This window comes from Prevotella sp. HMSC073D09 (assembly GCF_001814145.1).
Classification (GTDB): domain Bacteria; phylum Bacteroidota; class Bacteroidia; order Bacteroidales; family Bacteroidaceae; genus Prevotella; species Prevotella conceptionensis.
In genome coordinates this window covers 152,759-173,052 of record NZ_KV815118.1, presented here as the reverse complement: position 1 = coordinate 173,052, position 20,294 = coordinate 152,759, and the positions used below count along the sequence as shown (strand labels likewise).

The window sequence follows — 20,294 nt, the reverse complement described above, 5'->3', positions numbered from 1 at the left end:
TCCTTTTAAACCGCTCCGCCCCCTGCGCTTTGGCGCAAATGTGTTTCCTTGAACGCGCCACAAGGAAATTTATCTAAACTACGTGTTACACGAAACACGCCTAAACCATTTAATGATTAAACGCATGAGAGAAAACAATGCAATAAGAGCATTGGGAAAAACGGTACTCTACCGAATAGCCCTTTTCGTGCTTGTCTACCTCTCTCTGGTTGCCTTAGGCCTCACTCTGCTCTACATTGGCTACAAATGGGCAACGTTTTGGGGAATAGATATGCTGCAACGTGCCTTCGATGGCACCAACAGCGGATTTGTCATGCTGATACTTCTGGGCGCCTACCTTGGCGTTATAGCACTCTGCTTGATGTTCGGACTCTTCCTGGTGAAGTTTATCTTTACCCGACTTAATGTGGAAGAAGAGGGCAGAATACAGGTAAAAGAGAGTGATTGCCCACAACTGTTCGAACTTATACGCCATGTGGCCAGGGCTACAAAGTGCCCGATGCCCCACAAAGTGTTCCTCTCTACCGAAATTAATGCTTGTGTTTACTTCAACACCACTTTCTGGTCGATGTTCTTTCCCGTTCGGAAAAACCTTGTTTTGGGCGTAGGACTGTTCGCCACAACAAGCACAGAGGAGATTAAAGGCATTCTTGCTCACGAGTTCGGACACTTCTCGCAAGATAGCATGAAGATTAGCTCGGTGGTTTATACCGCCAACATCGTGATGGGAAACCTCGTGTATGGCGAAGATGCCTGGGACAGATGGGTAGACCGCTGGAGCCATTTCGGCTGGAGCCCCTTCTCTATCTTCGGTCTGCTTACTCGTTTCTTCACTGTTAGGGTACGCCTTCTGCTGCAATGCTTATATAGGTATGTGAACATCGCTTATCGAGAACTGTCGCGACAGATGGAATACGATGCCGACAGCATAGCATGCAAGGTGGTGGGAAAGGCCGTGATGGCATCGTCGTTCTACAAAACTACGGTGCTGATGCAATGCAGTTCTAACACACATGTTGCCTTGGTTCGACTGGCAGAAACGTCGAAAAAGGCCGATCCATTCGAGGTTTTGGAGCTGCTCGCACAAATTAAATCGCGCGAAGAAGGCAAGACTATCGAGGCAACAGCGTTGCTGCAAGCGGAGGTAAAGACCAACGATGAACCCACGGCGAGATTTTCTTGTGATGACCTTTGGAACTCGCACCCGTCGGATAAAGACCGCATTCAGCACTTACCCAACATCCCTACACAAGGCAATGAGCCGCTGGTTTCGGCATGGAGCATTCTTCCCGCCGACCTCCGACAAAGCGTGGGCGAGCTGCTCAGGGTAGATAAGTCGGCAAAATCGGGCATGCCACAAATGCTAACTGGCGAAGAATTGCGCCAATGGTTGGAAAAAGAACTCGTAACTGAGCTGCTAGACATGCGTTTCCGCCGTTTCTTTGTGGAATGCGGATGTATCGATTTATTCAATCCAATGGAGGAAAAGCCAGCCGAAACGGTTACTTATCCCTTTACCAAACGTAACAGGAACATCGTAACGGCCTACATCCGAGCCTACGAAGATGCCGAACAAATGATTGAAATCATTAACGGCAACCGCGAGGTTAGTGCCGCTTACTATAAGGGGAAAAGCTATGCGCCAAACGATTTGCCAACCATTGAACACAGCCATTATATGGAACGGATGCTGCCGAAGGTAAAGAATGTGTATCGGGAGATTTACACGTACTTGCGTAATGGCAGCCACGGAACGGAGGTTCAAGGGCTATACGAACGCCTTTTTGCGCTCAACAAACGCATTGAGGCCTACCAGCAGGCTATCATTAAGCCGGCGGAAAAGATGGTGGAAAAGTGGAATAGCAGCCACAAAGAAGACAAGGACGAGGCGCAGCTCTTGCAAGAATACGAGCACCTGCTGGCCGAATTGCACGACACGATGCCTTCAACGCTGCGCATGTTAAGCGAAGAATTGCATGCAGACGACACTTGTGCAGACTTATACAGGCTGTCGGTACAAGCGGCGGCACCTAGTAAAGGGCTCGATAGCGACGCGCAAATGAAGGAAATTAACACGTGTTTGTCGCTGCTATCGCCCTTCCTAGAACTGCTGCAACAGCAGTATGCCGAGCTTAAATTGGCCATTGGCAGGATTGCACAAGCAGAAGAGGAGTTGGAATTGGTGCAATAGAAAGGGGATAACGTTTACCCTTTACGCGCAACTTCCTTTACTCCTTTCTCCTAAAAATACGATAATCTTTGGCGCAACTTCACTGAACGCCATACCATTAAAATGCACTACTGAGGTAGAAGGATGGCTCCGGCCATCCTTTTTTGTTGCCGTTAATTTGCATATATGGTTTCTATACCCTAACTTTGTAAGTCCTTTGTGGCTCTCACGGCCTGTTAAATTGCAAGCCATAACGCCACAAGTATTTGATTTTAAGAACATTAAGCTTCGCAAAAGGATATTGCGAGCACAATATATAACGATAGAAAGAGGCCATATTATGACCTCTCATTTGTGCATGCGCGTACAAATCGACACGTGCAAGCTACAAAAGGCGATTTAGATAAGGCAAAATGGGCTAGGGATAGCCAGGCTGAAACGGGTGTAACTGGCAAGCTATCACCCCATCAACTCGCCATACGACACGCCGTAAACTCATAAAATCAAGTACATACAGCAAATAATAATATGATATTCAGATACGATGTCCTCGTCATTGGGGGCGGTCATGCGGGTTGCGAGGCAGCCTGTGCCGCGGCAAAACTTGGTGCCAAGACCTGCCTTATCACAATGGACATGAACAAAATAGCGCAAATGAGCTGCAACCCTGCCGTGGGAGGCATCGCCAAAGGGCAGATAGTGCGCGAAGTTGACGCATTGGGCGGTGAAATGGGAATGATTACCGACTCGACGTCTATACAGTTCCGCATGCTCAATAAAGGCAAGGGGCCGGCCGTATGGAGTCCAAGAGCGCAATGCGACAGGGCTAAATTCATCACCAAATGGCGCGAAACGCTCGATTCTACCGAAGGGTTGGACATTTGGCAAGACCAAGCCGACGAGTTGCTTGTGGAGAATGGCACTGCCGTTGGCGTGCGTACGCTCTGGGGTGCGGAGTTTCGAGCCAAGAGCATTGTGGTAACGGTTGGGACGTTCCTTAACGGACTGATGCACGTTGGCAAAGTGCAGATACCCGGCGGCAGATGTGCCGAACCTGCTGTTTACAGATTCAGCGAAAGCATCGCGCGTCATGGCATCACCGTAGACCGAATGAAGACGGGCACGCCAGTAAGAATTGATGCGCGCACCGTGCACTTCGAAGAGATGGAAAGGCAAGACGGAGAGATTGATTTCCATCAGTTCAGTTACATGCCCACGCCCAGAACACTAACGCAGTTGCCCTGCTGGACTTTCTATACCACGCAAGAGGCGCACCAAGCATTGCAAGCGGGCATTGCAGATTCGCCCCTTTTCAACGGACAAATCCAAAGCACAGGGCCGCGTTATTGTCCTAGTATTGAGACAAAGCTCGTTACCTTCCCCGACAAGGAGCAGCATCCACTCTTCCTTGAACCCGAAGGTGAGAACACAGCAGAGATGTATCTGAACGGCTTTTCGTCGAGCATGCCTCTTGATGTGCAGCTAAACGCCCTGCGAAAGATACCTGCGCTACGCGATGCCAAGGCTTACAGGCCGGGGTATGCCATAGAATACGATTACTTCGACCCTACTCAACTACACGCATCCCTCGAATCGAAAGTAGTAAAGTGCCTATTCCTTGCGGGGCAAGTTAATGGAACAACGGGTTACGAGGAGGCTGCGGGGCAAGGTCTTGTGGCAGGAATTAACGCCGCAATTGCTTGCAGTGGGGGCGAGCCTTTCGTGATGAAACGGGACGAAAGCTACATTGGCGTATTGATAGACGACCTTACAACGAAGGGTGTCGATGAGCCTTATCGCATGTTTACCTCGCGCGCAGAATACCGAATACTACTCCGTCAAGACGACGCCGACGCGAGATTAACCGAACGGGCATACCAAATAGGACTGGCTACAAGGCATCGTTACGACCATTGGATGGAGAAAAAAGAAAGCATCGAACGCATAATTAGCTTTTGCGAAACAACCTCGGTGAAGGCTAACGACATCAATGCGGCACTGGAACGCTGGGGAACGACACCCTTAAACGGAAGTGCTAAACTAGCCGACCTTATCGCTAGGCCACAGCTAAACCTACTGGCACTTGCCGATGCAGTACCCGAATTAAAGGCTGCCATTGCGCAAACGCCCAACAGACAGGAGGAGATTGTAGAGGCCGCAGAAATAAAGATGAAGTATAAAGGCTACATCGAACGCGAGAAAATCGTGGCAGACAAGATGCGCCGCTTAGAGAACATCCGCATTAAGGGGCACTTCAAATACGAAGAATTGCACGAGATTTCCACGGAAGGACGACAAAAGTTGGCTCGCATCAACCCTGAAACGTTGGCACAGGCCTCACGAATACCAGGTGTTTCGCCAAGCGATATTAATGTATTGCTCGTGCTGATGAACAGATAAAGCACTTCTTTGGATGAACATCGTGTGTCGTAAGGCAAGATGCAAATTCGAGGTCTGCGGCCAAGTTCGTCGAAAAAAAATGCTGTAATGCACTTTTAAACCGCCAATATAGAAACGAAGGACGGAAGAATACAAGGCATAAACGTTCTTGAACAACAGAACGAAAGAGGCACAAAGATTTGCTATAATCCCCCACCCTAGTTCGTCTGCACCTTCAAAGGATAAACAAAAGCAGCACGAAAGCAATCGCCAAAGCGCACACCTTATATATAGCAGCGCGCAAAGGACGATGAAACAAGAAACAAAACAAAAAGCCAACGCGAGGCCTTACATAAAGCGGGGACCTACGTTTGGCATAAAAAGAGGATTGAAAGAGAAATCAAAAAGCGCGGACACATGAAGTATTACTCGAACCAGCATGCGTTCCACGTGAAACAATTAATATAAGAACAGAAACATAACTTACTGTAAATGAATAACAAACTGTTGATGGACAATCTGCGTTGTATACCAGATTGGCCGAAGAAAGGGGTGAACTTTCGCGATGTAACAACGCTGTTCAAGAACCCCGAATGTATTAAAGTAATCACGGACGAAATGTGCGAGATTTACAAAGACAAAGGAATCACGAAGATTGTAGGCATAGAATCGCGCGGGTTCGTCATGTCATCGGCCGTAGCCATCAGGCTAGGGGCAGGCATTGTGCTTTGCAGAAAGCCAGGAAAGCTACCTTGCGAGACCGTACAAGAAAGTTATAACAAGGAGTATGGCACCGATACGATCGAGATACACAAAGACTCGATAAGTGAAGACGATGTGGTTCTACTCCACGACGACTTGCTTGCAACAGGTGGAACGATGAAGGCTGCATGCGATTTGGTGAAGAAATTCAACCCCAAGAAGATTTACGCCAACTTCATTATCGAACTTGTAAACGAGGATCTCAACGGCAGAGCCGCGTTTGATAAAGACATAGAGATTTCAACACTCATACAAGTATAAGGCCGCACAAGCAAAATAAACCTCACTAAACGGCATAACGCCGCGCCAGAGCTGCCTTAACACAAGCAACGAGAACACCTTAAACTTGCCAAACGCCACATCATGCTGTGGAGAAAGACAAGAAGGTGTTCTCGTTTTGGCTTTAACAGGAGAGTATTGCGCTTTCGGTAGAACACAAAAGGATATAAGTAAAGGAGGTATTCAAACGCGCTAAACGGCGAAAAAACGCAACAAGAGCTGGCATTCTTCATCTATAAGGCTTTGTATAAGCACAGCTGATTGCAGTGAATAGGGCAAGCTAAAATCTCAAGAAAGCAAAAGAAAGACGACTTGGAGCGAAACAAAAACGCCGATTAGACACATAAAAAGATTGCAACAGCGGAAAGACAGAATCGAAATAAACGGTGAAAAGAATGTGTGTCTGCACAAAAAGGAAGACTTAGAAATAAGAGCAAAGGAAGAGAAAAGAATAGAAAGGGCAAACAAAGAGATGTTTATGGCAAGCCTGTGACACGCAAATAAGGAGTAAATAAGCATCAACAAGCCCAGAACCTCCCTACCCTGACTCCGCGATACGCCAGCAACACGCTATGCCCACGGCTCACAATCGAAGGTAACAACCCACACCATTCTCACCCAACCAAAAGGAAAGAAAGGCAGTAGTACGACATAATGAAAGAAACACTAACACTTGTGTTTCACGTGAAACAGCAAAACATGCAAACACTAGTGTACAAAGGGATTTCGAACGATGAAAAAAGAAGAGAACGAAAAACGCTTGGCGCATTTGAAAAGCATAGTTCTGAGTCTGCCAGACAAACCTGGCAGCTATCAGTTCTACGACGAACAACACATTATTATATATGTGGGCAAGGCCAAGAACTTAAAAAGCAGGGTGTCTTCTTACTTTCATAAGGAGGTAGATAGATTTAAAACGAAGGTTTTGGTAAGCAAAATCTTCGACATTTCATACACTGTTGTCAGCACAGAAGAGGATGCCCTGCTGCTAGAAAATAGCCTTATTAAGAAGTATAATCCTCGTTACAACGTTCTACTAAAAGACGGAAAGACCTATCCTAGCATCTGCATAACCAACGAACTTTATCCGCGCATCTTCAAAACACGTACAATTAACAAGCGGCTTGGCACCTACTATGGACCATATAGCCACGTTCCCACAATGGTAGCACTACTCGAACTGATTGGAAAGCTATACAAACCGCGCACTTGCCACTTTCCTATTACGCGCGAAGGCATAGAGATGGGCAAGTATAAAGCATGCTTAGAGTATCATATACACAACTGCGACGCACCTTGCGTAGGCAAACAATCGTGGGAAGAGTATCAAGAAAACATCCGCCAAGCACGAGAAATATTGAAAGGAAACACGCGCGAAGTACGCAAAATGCTGTACGAGGAGATGCTAAAAAAGGCAGAAGAGCTGAAATTTGAAGAGGCAGAAGCACTTAAAAAGCGGTATATTCTGCTTGATAACTATTGCGCAAAGAGCGAAGTTGTTAGTTTTAGCATCGCCGATGTGGACGTTTTCACCATCACAGACGACGAATTTAACCGCACAGCCTTCATCAATTACCTGCATGTGAAAAACGGAACGGTGAACCAAAGCTTTACTTTCGAGTATAAACGAAAGCTAGACGAGAGCGACAAAGACATTCTAGCGTCTGCCATACCCGAAATACGCGAGCGTTTCGACAGCAAAGCGAAAGAGATTATCGTGCCGTTCGAGATGGAATGGACCATGCGCGAGGCCGTTTTTGTTGTGCCACAAAGGGGCGACAAACGCCGTTTGCTTGAACTTTCTGAAATGAATGGCAAGCAATATAAGTTCGACAGACTGAAACAAAACGAGAAACTGAACCCCGAACAAAAGGCTGTTAGACTGATGAAAGAGCTGCAAACCAAGTTACAAATGCCACGTTTGCCCTACCAAATTGAGTGTTTCGACAACTCAAACATATCAGGAACAGACGCTGTTGCAGGCTGTGTGGTGTTCAAAGCGATGAAACCTAGCAAGAAGGATTACCGCAAATACAACATCAAAACCGTGGAAGGACCCGACGATTACGCCTCGATGAAAGAGGTTGTAAGGCGAAGATACACACGTATGGTAGAAGAAGGAACTCCCCTACCCGACCTTATCATCACAGACGGAGGCAAGGGACAGATGGGCGTTGTGCGCGAAGTGTTGGTTGAAGAACTACATCTAGACATCCCCATTGCAGGTTTGGCCAAAGACGATAGGCACAGAACCAACGAATTGCTCTATGGTTGGCCGCCGCAAGTAGTGGGTTTAGACGTGAAAAGCGAGCTTTTCCATGTGCTCACACGCATACAAGACGAGGTGCATCGTTACGCAATTACCTTTCATAGAGACAAGCGTAGCAAGCACGCTTTGCACTCTGAACTAGACGACATAAAAGGTATTGGACCTAAAACAAAGGCCATCTTGTTGAAAGAATTGAAGTCGGTTAAGCAGATAAAAGAGGCTCCCCTCGATGTTCTTGCCAAGCATATTGGCAATGCCAAGGCACAAATTGTATTCAATTATTGGCACAACGAAACTCTAAACGAGAAGACATAAGTCTACAATCAAAAAGCTGTTGTTGAGTATTTGCGTTTGCTGCTGGATCAGTTCGTCACTAACCCTTTCAGCAACCTGAACCCATGTCCATTTGCTTTCCCATGTTCGATTGAAGGAGAAACAAAAAAGTATCTGTACCTTCATATGCCCAAGCCAAGCCCCCCAAGCAAGTTAGCATCAAACGTACGCAACTACGAGAGCTGTTTAAACCTTGTACCACGTATAAGGAATACACAAATAGAATAGGGGAAACATGTAACAACCTAATTATCAGAGGGTTAAGTATAACCAACATATACAAATAAGTCTTTAACAAGCAGCTTCTCATACAGTTACTTAAAAGGAAGTTGAATGGTATATTTTACTTAATACGATGATTATCAATTAGTTGTAGCGACAAAAGCACAAAGATAAACTTATGAAAAGGCAAGAAATACGCACCGAAAGACAACAAAATAAGTTTGCAGGGCATAGAAAAAATACTTAGCAAACGAACGTTTATTATCGTTAATATAACTACAACATAAACAAAAGTAAAGGTTGGGTTAACCCATCGCATGCAATTCGAAAGAAGAAGTCTCATTTTTTAGGGAAACACCAAGCAAAAAATGGAAGGTGAAAAACTCCATTTCTTGATGCAAAAGCATGGCAAAAGTACACCAAATGAGGATTAAATGAAAATCGCAAAATGTCTACTAAAACGCATTTACCTAATTTTCAATAGGTTATAAACTAGCAAAATACGACGAAATTTGCGAGCAAACGGGCAGATGGTCGCAAAAAATCGATTCTCCGAGTTAATGGACGTTAACCAAAATAGCCTAGTTGTAAATTTGTGTATAAATTTAAGGTGAAAGATTAGGTCTACAAAAATTCCAACTGAGAAAAAATAAGCAAGCAATTTGAATGAAGTAACGAAATAAACTACAACTACAAAAAGTTACCGTGAAAGGGAAGACTACAAAAAATGGAAGAAGAAATTTGCAAGCCATCCCCCAAAAGGGAAAAGGGCAAAAAAGGGCAAAAACAAAATTCGATAATCGGGGTTCAAAATCACACACCCCTACTCCACTGATAAAAAATCGGAGAACAATAAAAAGCAGTACCACCTTCAAAAATCGACAAAGGTAAAAAATACAGAAGTTGATGAAGACTCGAAAGAAAACGAATGGCAGCTTTTTGGGTGAATGTATGGTGGTGAGGAATTTTTAATATGGGAGCAATAAGTGATAAAACTCTTGGAAGTGGCTGCTTAATACTACATTTGATGTTGAAAAAACAAAGCAAGTATGCAGAACAATGTAACATGGTCAGCAGGATTATGCAGCGCGTATAACAAACGCAATGGAGCAACTTTGGTGATTTATAGAACCACAACTAGTAACTTTGTAGTAGCACATCAAGTCGCTTTGCAGAACAAAATCTAGTGGCTTGGTAGAACCACAACTCTTAACTTTGCAGAAGCATATCTAGTAACATTATAGAACTATATCTAGCAACTTTATAGAACTATATCTGGCAGCTTTGTAGAACTATATCCAGCAGCTTAATTGGTGCATATTTCTATTACCTACAAAGCATTAATAGGATAATCGACACAATAAACTACTCTGGCTGACTAACACATCGGCAAGCGGCAACCCAATAAACTTGCTTTTCAACAAAAATGATGGGAAACCAACATCTACATTGTCAACTTTTAAGACAATATTTTAACATTATAAGTGGTCGATTTGCGAACAAATCCCCACTCGGTCGCAAATAATCGATTCTCACGAACGTTTGTTTTTGTACAAAAGGGGCAACATGTACAAACGAACATAAGTTGATCCAATTTGTATAAAAATGCTATCCGAACGAAATGGCATACAATTTCGCGCTAAAAACACAGCATTTAGCACCAAAACACATCGCAAATAGTACCAAAACGCACTGCAATTAGCACCAAAACGCAGTGCGTTTTGCACCAAAATACGACGCAATTAGCACCAAAACGCAACGTAATTTGGTACTAATAGCAATAAAAATACCATCGAAACACGCATAGTTATGCACCGAAATGCAAAAAAATAATCACACTAAGGCGGAGTTTGACTGGCTATAAATGGCCTAAAAGATAGAAAATGCAGGTTCTACATGGGGAAAAAGCACTGAGAAAAGCGTCATTTGGACCACTAAAAGCAGATAATCGAGATTAAAAAAGCACGAACAAACGGCAAAATAGAAAGGCAAAATGGTGCAAAACGCAGGCAGCATCGCCAAAATTAAGATTGAATGAAGAGCTTAAGAGCTATAAATAGCCCCAAATTGGCAGTTTTTAAGCATTAAAATCTGCTAGAATGAGTAGCGTACAAGACATGTTCTGTAAAATATAAACAACGTATTTAACAATAATATACGGACAGAAAAGAGTAAGAGCCTATAAACTACTCAAAAGGAACAAAAGCAAATGGTGGAAATGCACATGTCACAACTTGCTATGACAATGACGGCACTACGTTCGATGCAGAAAATGTAGGTGGAAATACACACAATACAACTTGCTAAGACAATAGTCAAATGACGAAATAAACTCATCCTAGGATTATCAGCCAAATTGAAAGACCGGCGACCAATTAGGGTTGAAATGAAGTACAAACTAAACAAGAAATGATGCGGGTGTAAAGGCAAAGGGTAAGAAAGAAAAAGATGAACAAAACATAATAAAAAAGGCAAAATAAAACAATAGATACAACATATTTACGTTAGTAGTTTAAGGTGTATTATGTAAACATCCTACGCAAGTGTGATAAGGCATAGCGTCAAGTCCTATCATACGTCGCGACAAAGAGAATGCAGAAATATAGCCCCACAAAGAGAGAGTTGACAACATACAAAGCAAAAACATAACATCAATAACACTGTTGTAGGCTTTATGAAAACAAAACTATACGCCATACTCATCGCAGACATCTGTCTATTAATCGGTATTACAAATACAAGTGCCAGAGAAAAGACATTCGGGTACAGGTGGAACATGCACCCAACAGACAATTTTGTGAATGTGGTGATAGACTCAACTGAAAATGATACGTCCGTAGTATTCGCTGTGAAGGATGAAGAAAAAGGTAAAATAGGAACGCTAATACCTGTATATCAGCTGAATAAACAAGGAGCAGAAGTAACTGTGAGCATCAGATATAAAACCCTTAACTGCGAAAGGGCTTACATAACACTTAACACCATCGGCGCAGGCGAACAATTTTTGAGGAGCGATACCATAGAACTACCATTGACAGAAGAGTGGAAAGAGGTTAGCAAAAAGGTAAAAATAAAAGATGGTTACTTGCTTAACGTTTTCATAGAGGCCATTGGCAGCGAACTGGCATTTAACAACATACGGGTAAGTGCCTTTAAATTGGAGGCCAACGGAGCGCAATTAAAAAACGAAACGGAACCCAAAAGCGACAACACTACGCTGAAAAAAAGCGATGCGATAACGCTTAACGGGGTGAATTTCGGCAAGATACCCAGCGTGCAAAGTCGCATTATGGGCATCGGCGAGACTGTTCATGGCAGCAGAACATTGGGTCGCATGGCGTTCGACATCATTAAAGAGCGCATCATCAAGCAGGGCTGCAACCTGGTTATGCATGAATATCCCCTGGAATACTCGTTCTACGTAAACAGATATATCAAGAACGACCCGCGCTTTAAGCTGCAAGACATCGAGCGATATATGGAAGGCAACCTGTCTTCGGAACACACAATCGACTTCATCAAATGGCTGCGAGCTTACAATTCGGCACACAACAATCGCGTATCGTTCTGGGGAATAGACATCGAAAGTTTAGACATAGCAAGCAGTGTAGACCTATCCGAGTTTGTTAAAACCCTCTGTTCGAAGAGAGAAACACCCGAAACCGACACGATTGTTAAACGCCTGTTGAACTGGGAAACCAACGAAGACGACAGCTTACAATTAACAAAGGCAGACGGTGCAGTGGGCAAATGGCTCACCGCCGACGAGCGACAAATATTGAAGTTGTGCCTACAACTAAACAAGGAAAGCAGTGAAACCTACGAACGACTGACAAACAGGGACGAAACGATGGCGAGAACTGCGTTCGCGTTGATAGACATCCTCGCTGGTAATGGCGCAAAGGCAACGATTTATGGGCACTTCATACATCTGAATTACCTTGTGGGTGGCGACATGAAAGAGCTTAACAATTACTCTGCGGGGCATCGTATGAAGGCCAAATACAAAGACGATTATCAGGCTATTGCCCTCTGCACCTACGAAGGAAGGACACTTAACTGCTTAAACGACAAGAGCATTGGTGCTGCACAACTAGTAAAAGCACCCGAAGGCAGTATAGAACAAGCCCTGCAAAGCATGGGGCATAACATGGCCTACCTACCCGCAGAGCGGCTAAACAACGCAGACGTGCTTACTATGAGGGTGTTAGGCAACACCAACGACAACAATCAGTTCTTCTATTTCGTACCCAAAGCGCGCGTTGATGGCATATTGTTCGTGTCGCGTTCGCAGCCCGTGGAGAAAAGTCAAGAGGTACTTAACCGCTATCTCAACTATGTAGATGCCACGGTAAGACGCTATTTAGAAAATGCGAAAGAGAAGATAAGAAAGCTAAGGGAGAATGGTTTGAACGAATAAAAGCGGAAAACGTTTCACGTGAAAACAATACAGCGCGAGAAAAAGTGGGGTCTGCGGCGTGTAAGAACACCGATAGAGCCGATGAACAGGCAAGCAAGTAAAGGCATACGGCCCTTAACGTCGGTGCCATCTGTGGCATGTAGGTACGTGTGTACTTGCCGATGCCCGCCGATTTGTCGCCCCCTTTCCATGCCATTAACCTACACAGCACCAACAATCTAATATCAATCGCAACCCTAATTATTTTGCTGTTTGCGCGATTTTGGCTAATTTTGCACTACTCCAAATAAAACAACGAACAATGCGGATAGTAATCCAGCGCGTTACACGGGCCTCGGTAAGCATCGAAGGCCGCGTAGAAAGCGCCATTGAAAAAGGAATGATGGTGTTGTTGGGCGTGGGATACGCCGACACCGACGACGATATTGACTGGCTTGTGAAGAAAACCATAAACCTACGCATCTTTGATGACAGCGAGGGAGTTATGAATCTCTCAGTTAAAGACGTGGAGGGAAGCATTCTCGTAGTTAGTCAATTCACACTCATGGCCTCGTGCAAGAAGGGCAATCGCCCCTCTTACATCCACGCGGCAAGCCCAGATGTGTCTGTTCCCCTTTACGAACGGTTCTGCAAACGCCTTTCAGAGTCGATAGGCAAACCCGTTTCCACAGGCGTTTTCGGTGCAGACATGCAGGTTGAATTGGTAAACGATGGGCCTGTTACCATCGTGATAGACAGCAAAGACAAATAGTTTGCACCTACAACAAAAGTGCACTGCCGCCAAATGTGACTTTCAAAACAGAGATTAAAAACAAAAACAAGCTATTTGTGCCTAATCCAACCAATAGCGAAAGCCTATGGGCAAACAAGTCTGCAAACCGCAAGCAAACACCTCACCACAGCATGCAACAACAAAACGACAACGACAAAACACCGACGAACGAACCGCTAACACTAGGCGGAGCGCAACAGTTGGTGGACCAATGGGTTAAACAATACGGCGTGCGCTACTTCTCGGAACTAACCAACATGGCCGTTCTTACCGAAGAAGTGGGCGAACTGGCACGCCAAATGGCACGCATATACGGCGACCAAAGCTTTAAACAGGGAGAAGAACCAAACCTGGGCGACGAGATGGCCGACGTTTTATGGGTGCTGCTTTGCTTGGCCAACCAAACAGGAGTGAACCTCGAAGAAGAGCTAAGGCGCAACATCGAGAAGAAAACAAGGCGCGACAAAACACGCCACATCAACAACGAAAAACTAAAAAAATAAGGAAATATGAGCGAACATAACCATCAACACGAACACCATCACCACGAAGAAGAGGTGAGCAAGTACGAGAAAACCCTGCAAGAATACACCACCGAGCTAGACGATGCGCAGGTGCAGCAGGCCGTTAAAACCATTATCGCCGAGAAAACACTGGCTAACGACACGCCCGAAGTAAAGAAATTCCTCTTCGGCAGCATCGAACTAACCACGCTCAGCACCACCGATTCGGACACCAGCGTAATGGCTTTCGTAGACCGCGTTAACCAATTTGAAAACGCTTACCCGCAACTTCCCCACGTGGCAGCCGTGTGTGTGTATCCCTGCTTTGCCGAAGTGGCCAGCGAAACGCTTGAAGTGGAAGGCGTAGAAGTAACCTGCGTATCGGGTAGTTTCCCCTCTTCGCAAGCCGTTATCGAGGTAAAAGTGGCCGAAACTGCACTTGCCGTACGCGACGGCGCAACAGAAATAGACATCGTTATGCCCGTAGGCAAGTTCCTTTCGGGCAACTATGAAGAGCTGTGCGACGACATTGCCGAGCTGAAACAGGCCTGCGGCGAAAGGCCAATGAAGGTTATTCTCGAAACTGGCGACCTCAAAACGGCATCCAACATCAAGAAAGCATCCCTGCTATCCATGTATGCCGGAGCCGACTACATCAAGACTTCTACGGGTAAAGAGAAGGTTTCGGCAACGCCAGAGGCTGCTTACGTGATGTGTCAGGCCATCAAAGAGTATTACGAAAAAACAGGCATACAGATTGGCTTTAAGCCTGCTGGCGGCATCAACACCGTGATGGACGCCATCATCTACTACACCATCGTGAAAGAAGTGTTGGGCGAAAAGTGGCTAACCAACAAGTGGTTCCGCCTTGGCACCAGCCGATTGGCCAACCTACTGCTAAGCGAAATAAACGGCGAAGAAACAAAATTCTTCTAAAAAAAACGCCCCCTAACAACAGTAACAGCAAATGAACCCACCCGCAAGAACCTTCATCCTCGTAGCCATAACCGTGGCCGCGCTCTTGCTTATGCACCAACTGCCCACGCTTTCGATAGGCGGTACGCAGCTGCGCGAAGTAAACATACTGAGTCAAGTGGTGCCCGAAAACGATGGCAAGCAAGTAGACGTGCTGCCAACAACGCCTCCCCACCCCATCATGGTGCAGACCAAGAAGGGTGCCGCCCTGCATTTTAAGGAAGTGTGGACAAAGGGTGTGGAGCCTATCTTCGACTATTCGAGCGGAGCGGCTGGCGGAATGGACCACTTTTACAGTCAGCTAACCAAGGTTAATCAGCTCGACAGGCCCGTGCGCATCGCCTATTTCGGCGACTCGTACATCGAAGGCGACATCTTAACGGCCGACTTACGCGAGCTGTTCCAACGCACATGGGGCGGATGTGGCGTGGGATGGGTAGACACGGGGTCGCGAATGCAGCAAAACCGCATATCCATCAGGCAGCAATATAGTGGCATTACCGAGTATGCCGTGGCCAAAAAGCCCTTCGACATCTCAAAACAAGGCATCAACGAACGCTATTTCGCACCACGCGAAGGCTCGTGGATAAAGGTGAGCGGCACCAAAAACTACGCCCATACCCAAAATTGGACCATATCAACGCTATACTTTCACACCCCCACTAGCGTAACCATCAAGAGCAACGACGGCAAAGGGCACATCAGCGAACATAAGTTTACCGGCTCTACCGCCGTGCAAAAGCTAGAAGTTAAAGACTCGCTCAACAGCATTGGCTTTGCCTTTAAGGGCGTGGGAAGTGGCACTTTCCTGTACGGACTAACGCTAGACGGCGACAAAGGCGTAACGCTCGATAACTTCTCCATGCGCGGTTCGCCTGGATTAACGCTGGCCAAGATACCCACACACCGCCTGCAAGATTTCAGCAGACTGCGCCCTTACGACCTTATCGTGCTGCATTTCGGCCTGAACGTGGCCGTTCCCGGCAACCCATTGAGCGTGATGAAGGGCTATACAACGAAGATGAAGAAGGTGATTGAGCTGATGCGGCAAACCTTTCCACAAGCATCGATATTGGTAGTAAGCGTTCCCGACCGCGACCAACGCTCGCCCAACGGCATACAAACGATGAAAGAAGTAAAGCAACTGGTGGCCCTGCAACAGCAAATGGCGGCCGACATGAAGGTGGCTTTCCTCAATTTCTTCGAGGCTATGGGTGGAGAAAGCAGCGTAAAAACGCTGGTAGAACGCAGTTATGCCAACAAAGACTACACCCACCTCAACTACAAGGGCGGTAAAGAACTGGCCAGGAAGATGTTCCCTTCGTTTAAAGAGGGGTACAAAAACTATGTTAGACGCAAAGCAATAGAAAAGAAATGATTAAACAACTGTCCGAATTCGTCGAGAAAGTGTCGTACTATGCCGACCAAATTGCCGAATTCACCAAGCAACACGCCGCAGAGATACACCGTGTTACCGACCTTCTCACCTACAATTCCGACGAGCCGCTCATCTTCTCGACGGGTCTTTTCCTCATGCTTTTCTTGGGGTTCGCCTTCGTCTACATGTGCTTGCAACGCCGTCTTACGGCACGTTTGCTCTTCGTAACCGCCTTTTCGTACTACTTTTACTACAAAAGCAGCGGTTTGTACTTTTTCTTGCTCGCGCTAGTTACCATCAGCGACTTCTTCTTAGCCAACCTCATACACCGTTATCGCGAACGTCGAGGGCTGGGAAAGCTGTTTGTTACATTGAGTTTGGTTATCGACCTAGGTTTGTTAGGCTACTTCAAGTACACCAATTTCTTCGTTGGAATGGTGGCGCGCATGCTAGAACACAACTTCCAACCCTGGGACATCTTCTTGCCCGTGGGCATCAGTTTCTTCACATTTCAAAGTCTTAGCTACACCATCGACGTGTATCGCGGCCACTTAAAGCCCCTACCCTCCTTGCTCGACTATGCTTTTTACGTGTCGTTCTTCCCCCAATTGGTGGCCGGTCCCATCGTTCGCGCCAGCGATTTTGCGCCACAGATACGCCAACCGCTAACCATTACGCGCGACATGTTCGCCCGTGGACTGTTCTTTATCCTCATCGGACTGTTTAAAAAAGCCGTAATAAGCGATTATATCAGCCTCAACTTTGTAGACCGCATCTTCGACAATCCTGGTCTTTACAGCGGTTTAGAAAACCTCTTGGGCATCTATGGCTATGCCATGCAGATATATTGCGACTTCTCTGGCTATTCGGATATGGCCATTGGCATTGCCTTATTGCTGGGTTTCCACTTCCCTTTAAACTTCAACGCGCCCTATGCCGCCACCAACATCAGCGACTTTTGGCGGCGTTGGCACATATCGCTCTCTACTTGGATACGCGATTACATCTACATCTCATTGGGCGGAAACCGCAAAGGAAAGATAAGGCAGTACTTCAATCTCATCCTTACCATGCTGCTTGGCGGCCTTTGGCATGGTGCAAGCCTCAACTTCATCATCTGGGGTGGCATGCATGGCGTGGCCTTAGCCGTGCACAAGTTGTTTTCGCAAGGGCTGTTAAAGCATCCGCGCGGCTATGTCAGCCGTGGCATTCGCCGTCCTTTGGCCATCTTTATCACCTTCCATTTCGTGTGTTTCACATGGTTGTTCTTCCGCAACCTGTCTTTCGAAACCAGCAAGATGATGCTTAACCGCATCTTTACCGACTTCCGCGCCGACCTCTTCGTCCCCATTTTGCACGGCTACAAGTACGTATTGGCCCTGATGCTCTTTGGTTTCATCACCCATTACATACCCAATCGCTGGCAAGAGGGCATCATAGCCGGCCTGCGCCGCTGCAATGTGGTGGTGTGCGCACTATTCCTAGTTATCGTTATTTATATCGTTATACAGGTAAAAAGCAGCGCCATACAGCCGTTTATCTACTTCCAGTTCTAGACGGATAGACAACTATCATCATGGCTGGTTCCAAAAATTACCTTCTCTATATTTTTTAAATTGACACATGTTCTTCTCATTAACTTGCCCGATTGGTTTGTTATTACCAGGCATGTCACCTTTAACAACCTGCCAGAACAGCTGTTCTGGCAGATTCTAAAAAATACAGAGAAGGTAATCTTTGTTTCAACTAGCGTATAAACAGCACATAAATAAAGAGACAGGTCATAAAGGTAAAGATTGTCTTCTTCATAATTTATTCCACTTTAAAATTCACCTTACATTCAACCATGTGTTTATTCTCTAACGTTACGTTGAACCGTGCCACATAATCACCAACAGGTAAGGCGGTTCTCGGACGTTTTTGTACAAAAAAGTTTTTCTTCTCTAACCAACTGCAAAGCCAATTAAAATCCCCATGTGCAGGTATATACCTCATCACATAAAAGGGATCGTAAATTTCATCCCACGGTTTTCCCATGTCTTTTCCGTCTGAGGTGTATACATGGAACACATCGCGCAAGTCTATTATTTTCCATGCCTCCACAGGTTTTTCGCCTTCATTCATTACCGTCAGTTCAAAGAGAATGTCCTCACCATGTTTGAACACGCTCGTTTCTTCCCCTTTCGCATTCAATACTTTGAAACGAACCTTTAAGTCGCTTTTTTCCGCATCATCCTTGCTGCAACCCACAAATGCGAGTAGCAGGAATGGTATGGCCAATGCCATTAAAACACTTTTTTTCATAAGCAAACATTTTGTGGTCTACAAACTTAAGGCTTGTTCTAAAAATCCCTCGATAAGGAACAATGCCTATTTCATGCATAGCCTTTCACTGTCTTCTTGCTTTTGTTCAGCATCTTTCACTTATTTGCCAATAGCATAATCAATCCTACTCCTTCAATAAGTAAGTGAAATCTGCTCACCAAATACAGAGAAGACCATCTTTTAGAACCTTCCTTAAAAGTAGAGATTTTACAGTTATTTAGTTATTATCAGAGGTAAGACAAAAGAAAACTTGTTGTAATCTGTACCAAAGAGTTAGTGAAAGTTTCAAACATCCAACGTTCTTTGTGAACAAGTGTCCTTATTGTCGCAACCACAACCTTCTTGTGGATGTCCATACCGCAACTGCGTGCGATTCAAACCGAGCGAATTCCAAATATGCCATAGTTCATTTTTTGAAGTTAACACTTTGCAGCAAAGGTAACTTAAACTAAATATTTACATTCGCTTTGACGATAATCAAATTGTCATGGGTGTTTCATAATGGATAATTTAATGTTAGAATGAAGATAATTACTAGTTTGTGCGCTAATTGATACACTATGAATTAAGCGTTAAAGTGCACATTGCAAATATAAAAAAAATAACAACACAAACAGAAAAAACTATATTTTTTAACTTTTACATATCATCAAAATCACCCGGCAAAAACACCATAACGAACGTTTTAAGCAATTAATTGCCACTAAAAAGAGCCATAAATTGAACAGCAAAACAAAGAGAAGTTAGTTTGCCATTCAGTTTTTAGCCATCTTTGCAGTATGATTAATGGTTTAGAACACATTGGCAACATCCCCATAAGCACGTCTACCCTCTCCTCGTTATACCCCGAAATGAAGGCAGGCAACCAAAAGGTGCGCAACCTTGAACTAGGTGGAAAGCTCATCCGATTAAAGAAGGGACTTTACGTTGTCAACCCAACCGTATCGCGCGTAGCACTATCCACAGAGTTAATTGCCAATCATATCTATGTGATGCAAAACTAAGATAAAGGTCTCCGCTCATGTACGAAGTACTAAACAAATCAACTTACTGGCTTATAAATTCACGAAAAGCCAACAACTCCCGAACACATCAACTCATCAACTTACTAACTTAAAAACTTAAATCTTTATCATTTATTTTACAATACCATTCTAATTTTCTCTCCGTTCTAGAGAAAATACAGGTCAAAAAGTAGGTAAAAAGCCACTTTTTCTACCCTTCCATCTCTTGGGACTTGTCAATTTTTAAGCCTACGACCCGCATTTTGCACCTTTTTACCTTTCTATTTTGGTCGCCAGCTCGTAATTTTTAAAGTCCAATTACCTGCTTTTAGCCACCAAAACCCCACTTTTTGATGCCCATTTTGCCCTCTCTAGCCCTATTTTTCATGGCTCTGAAAGGTTTTGTTTATACAATTGCGGTGTATTTTTATGCTTTTCACCTTGCGTTTAGCACCATTTTGCACTGCAATTAGCACCATTTTACCTTGCATTTAGCACCAAAA

General features: G+C 45.0%; 12 protein-coding genes. 11 read left to right on the top strand and 1 reads right to left on the bottom strand.

The genetic code is table 11. The annotated features are described in order from the left end of the window. Nucleotides 1-124 precede the first annotated feature (124 nt). The 10 genes from HMPREF2955_RS10810 (at nt 125) to HMPREF2955_RS10765 (ending at nt 18,018) form a co-directional block, all read left to right on the top strand. On the top strand, nt 125-2,191 hold the full coding sequence (locus tag HMPREF2955_RS10810; RefSeq protein WP_246830127.1) for a M48 family metalloprotease: 2,067 nt from the start codon (nt 125-127) through the stop codon (nt 2,189-2,191). A 507-nt stretch (nt 2,192-2,698) separates the two neighbouring features. Then, on the top strand, nt 2,699-4,570 hold the full coding sequence (gene mnmG, locus HMPREF2955_RS10805) for a tRNA uridine-5-carboxymethylaminomethyl(34) synthesis enzyme MnmG (protein WP_070723450.1): 1,872 nt from the start codon (nt 2,699-2,701) through the stop codon (nt 4,568-4,570). A 471-nt stretch (nt 4,571-5,041) separates the two neighbouring features. After that, entirely contained in the window at nt 5,042-5,572 is a 531-nt protein-coding gene (locus HMPREF2955_RS10800; RefSeq protein ID WP_009230526.1) for an adenine phosphoribosyltransferase, read from the top strand. 751 nt (nt 5,573-6,323) lie between these two features. Continuing rightward, complete coding sequence (uvrC, locus tag HMPREF2955_RS10795; RefSeq protein ID WP_070723448.1) at nt 6,324-8,174, top strand: excinuclease ABC subunit UvrC; 1,851 nt, start codon at nt 6,324-6,326, stop codon at nt 8,172-8,174. A gap of 2,914 nt (nt 8,175-11,088) precedes the next feature. Continuing rightward, complete coding sequence (locus tag HMPREF2955_RS10790) at nt 11,089-12,834, top strand: erythromycin esterase family protein (protein WP_070723446.1); 1,746 nt, start codon at nt 11,089-11,091, stop codon at nt 12,832-12,834. Nucleotides 12,835-13,135: 301 nt separating this feature from the next. After that, nucleotides 13,136-13,585 carry a D-aminoacyl-tRNA deacylase gene (dtd, locus tag HMPREF2955_RS10785; protein ID WP_070723444.1) on the top strand — a complete coding sequence of 150 codons (450 nt, stop codon included), beginning with the start codon at nt 13,136-13,138 and terminating at the stop codon, nt 13,583-13,585. A 152-nt stretch (nt 13,586-13,737) separates the two neighbouring features. Next, nucleotides 13,738-14,109 (top strand): nucleotide pyrophosphohydrolase, encoded by a 372-nt coding sequence (locus tag HMPREF2955_RS10780; protein ID WP_044260191.1) that lies wholly within the window; start codon nt 13,738-13,740, stop codon nt 14,107-14,109. 6 nt (nt 14,110-14,115) lie between these two features. After that, nucleotides 14,116-15,045 (top strand): deoxyribose-phosphate aldolase, encoded by a 930-nt coding sequence (deoC, locus tag HMPREF2955_RS10775; protein ID WP_070723442.1) that lies wholly within the window; start codon nt 14,116-14,118, stop codon nt 15,043-15,045. Between the two features lie 31 nt (nt 15,046-15,076). After that, entirely contained in the window at nt 15,077-16,462 is a 1,386-nt protein-coding gene (locus HMPREF2955_RS10770; RefSeq protein ID WP_070723440.1) for a GDSL-type esterase/lipase family protein, read from the top strand. Continuing rightward, nucleotides 16,459-18,018, top strand: coding sequence for an MBOAT family O-acyltransferase (locus HMPREF2955_RS10765; RefSeq protein ID WP_083317702.1), 1,560 nt, complete (start codon nt 16,459-16,461; stop codon nt 18,016-18,018). Before HMPREF2955_RS10770 ends, HMPREF2955_RS10765 begins: the two co-directional genes overlap by 4 nt. A 256-nt stretch (nt 18,019-18,274) precedes the next feature. Here HMPREF2955_RS10765 and HMPREF2955_RS10760 read toward each other — a convergent pair whose 3' ends face one another. Continuing rightward, on the bottom strand, nt 18,275-18,766 hold the full coding sequence (locus tag HMPREF2955_RS10760; protein ID WP_070723438.1) for a hypothetical protein: 492 nt from the start codon (nt 18,764-18,766) through the stop codon (nt 18,275-18,277). Nucleotides 18,767-19,566: 800 nt separating this feature from the next. Here HMPREF2955_RS10760 and HMPREF2955_RS10755 point away from each other — a divergent pair. Continuing rightward, nucleotides 19,567-19,791 (top strand): hypothetical protein, encoded by a 225-nt coding sequence (locus tag HMPREF2955_RS10755; protein ID WP_070723436.1) that lies wholly within the window; start codon nt 19,567-19,569, stop codon nt 19,789-19,791. Nucleotides 19,792-20,294 lie beyond the last annotated feature (503 nt).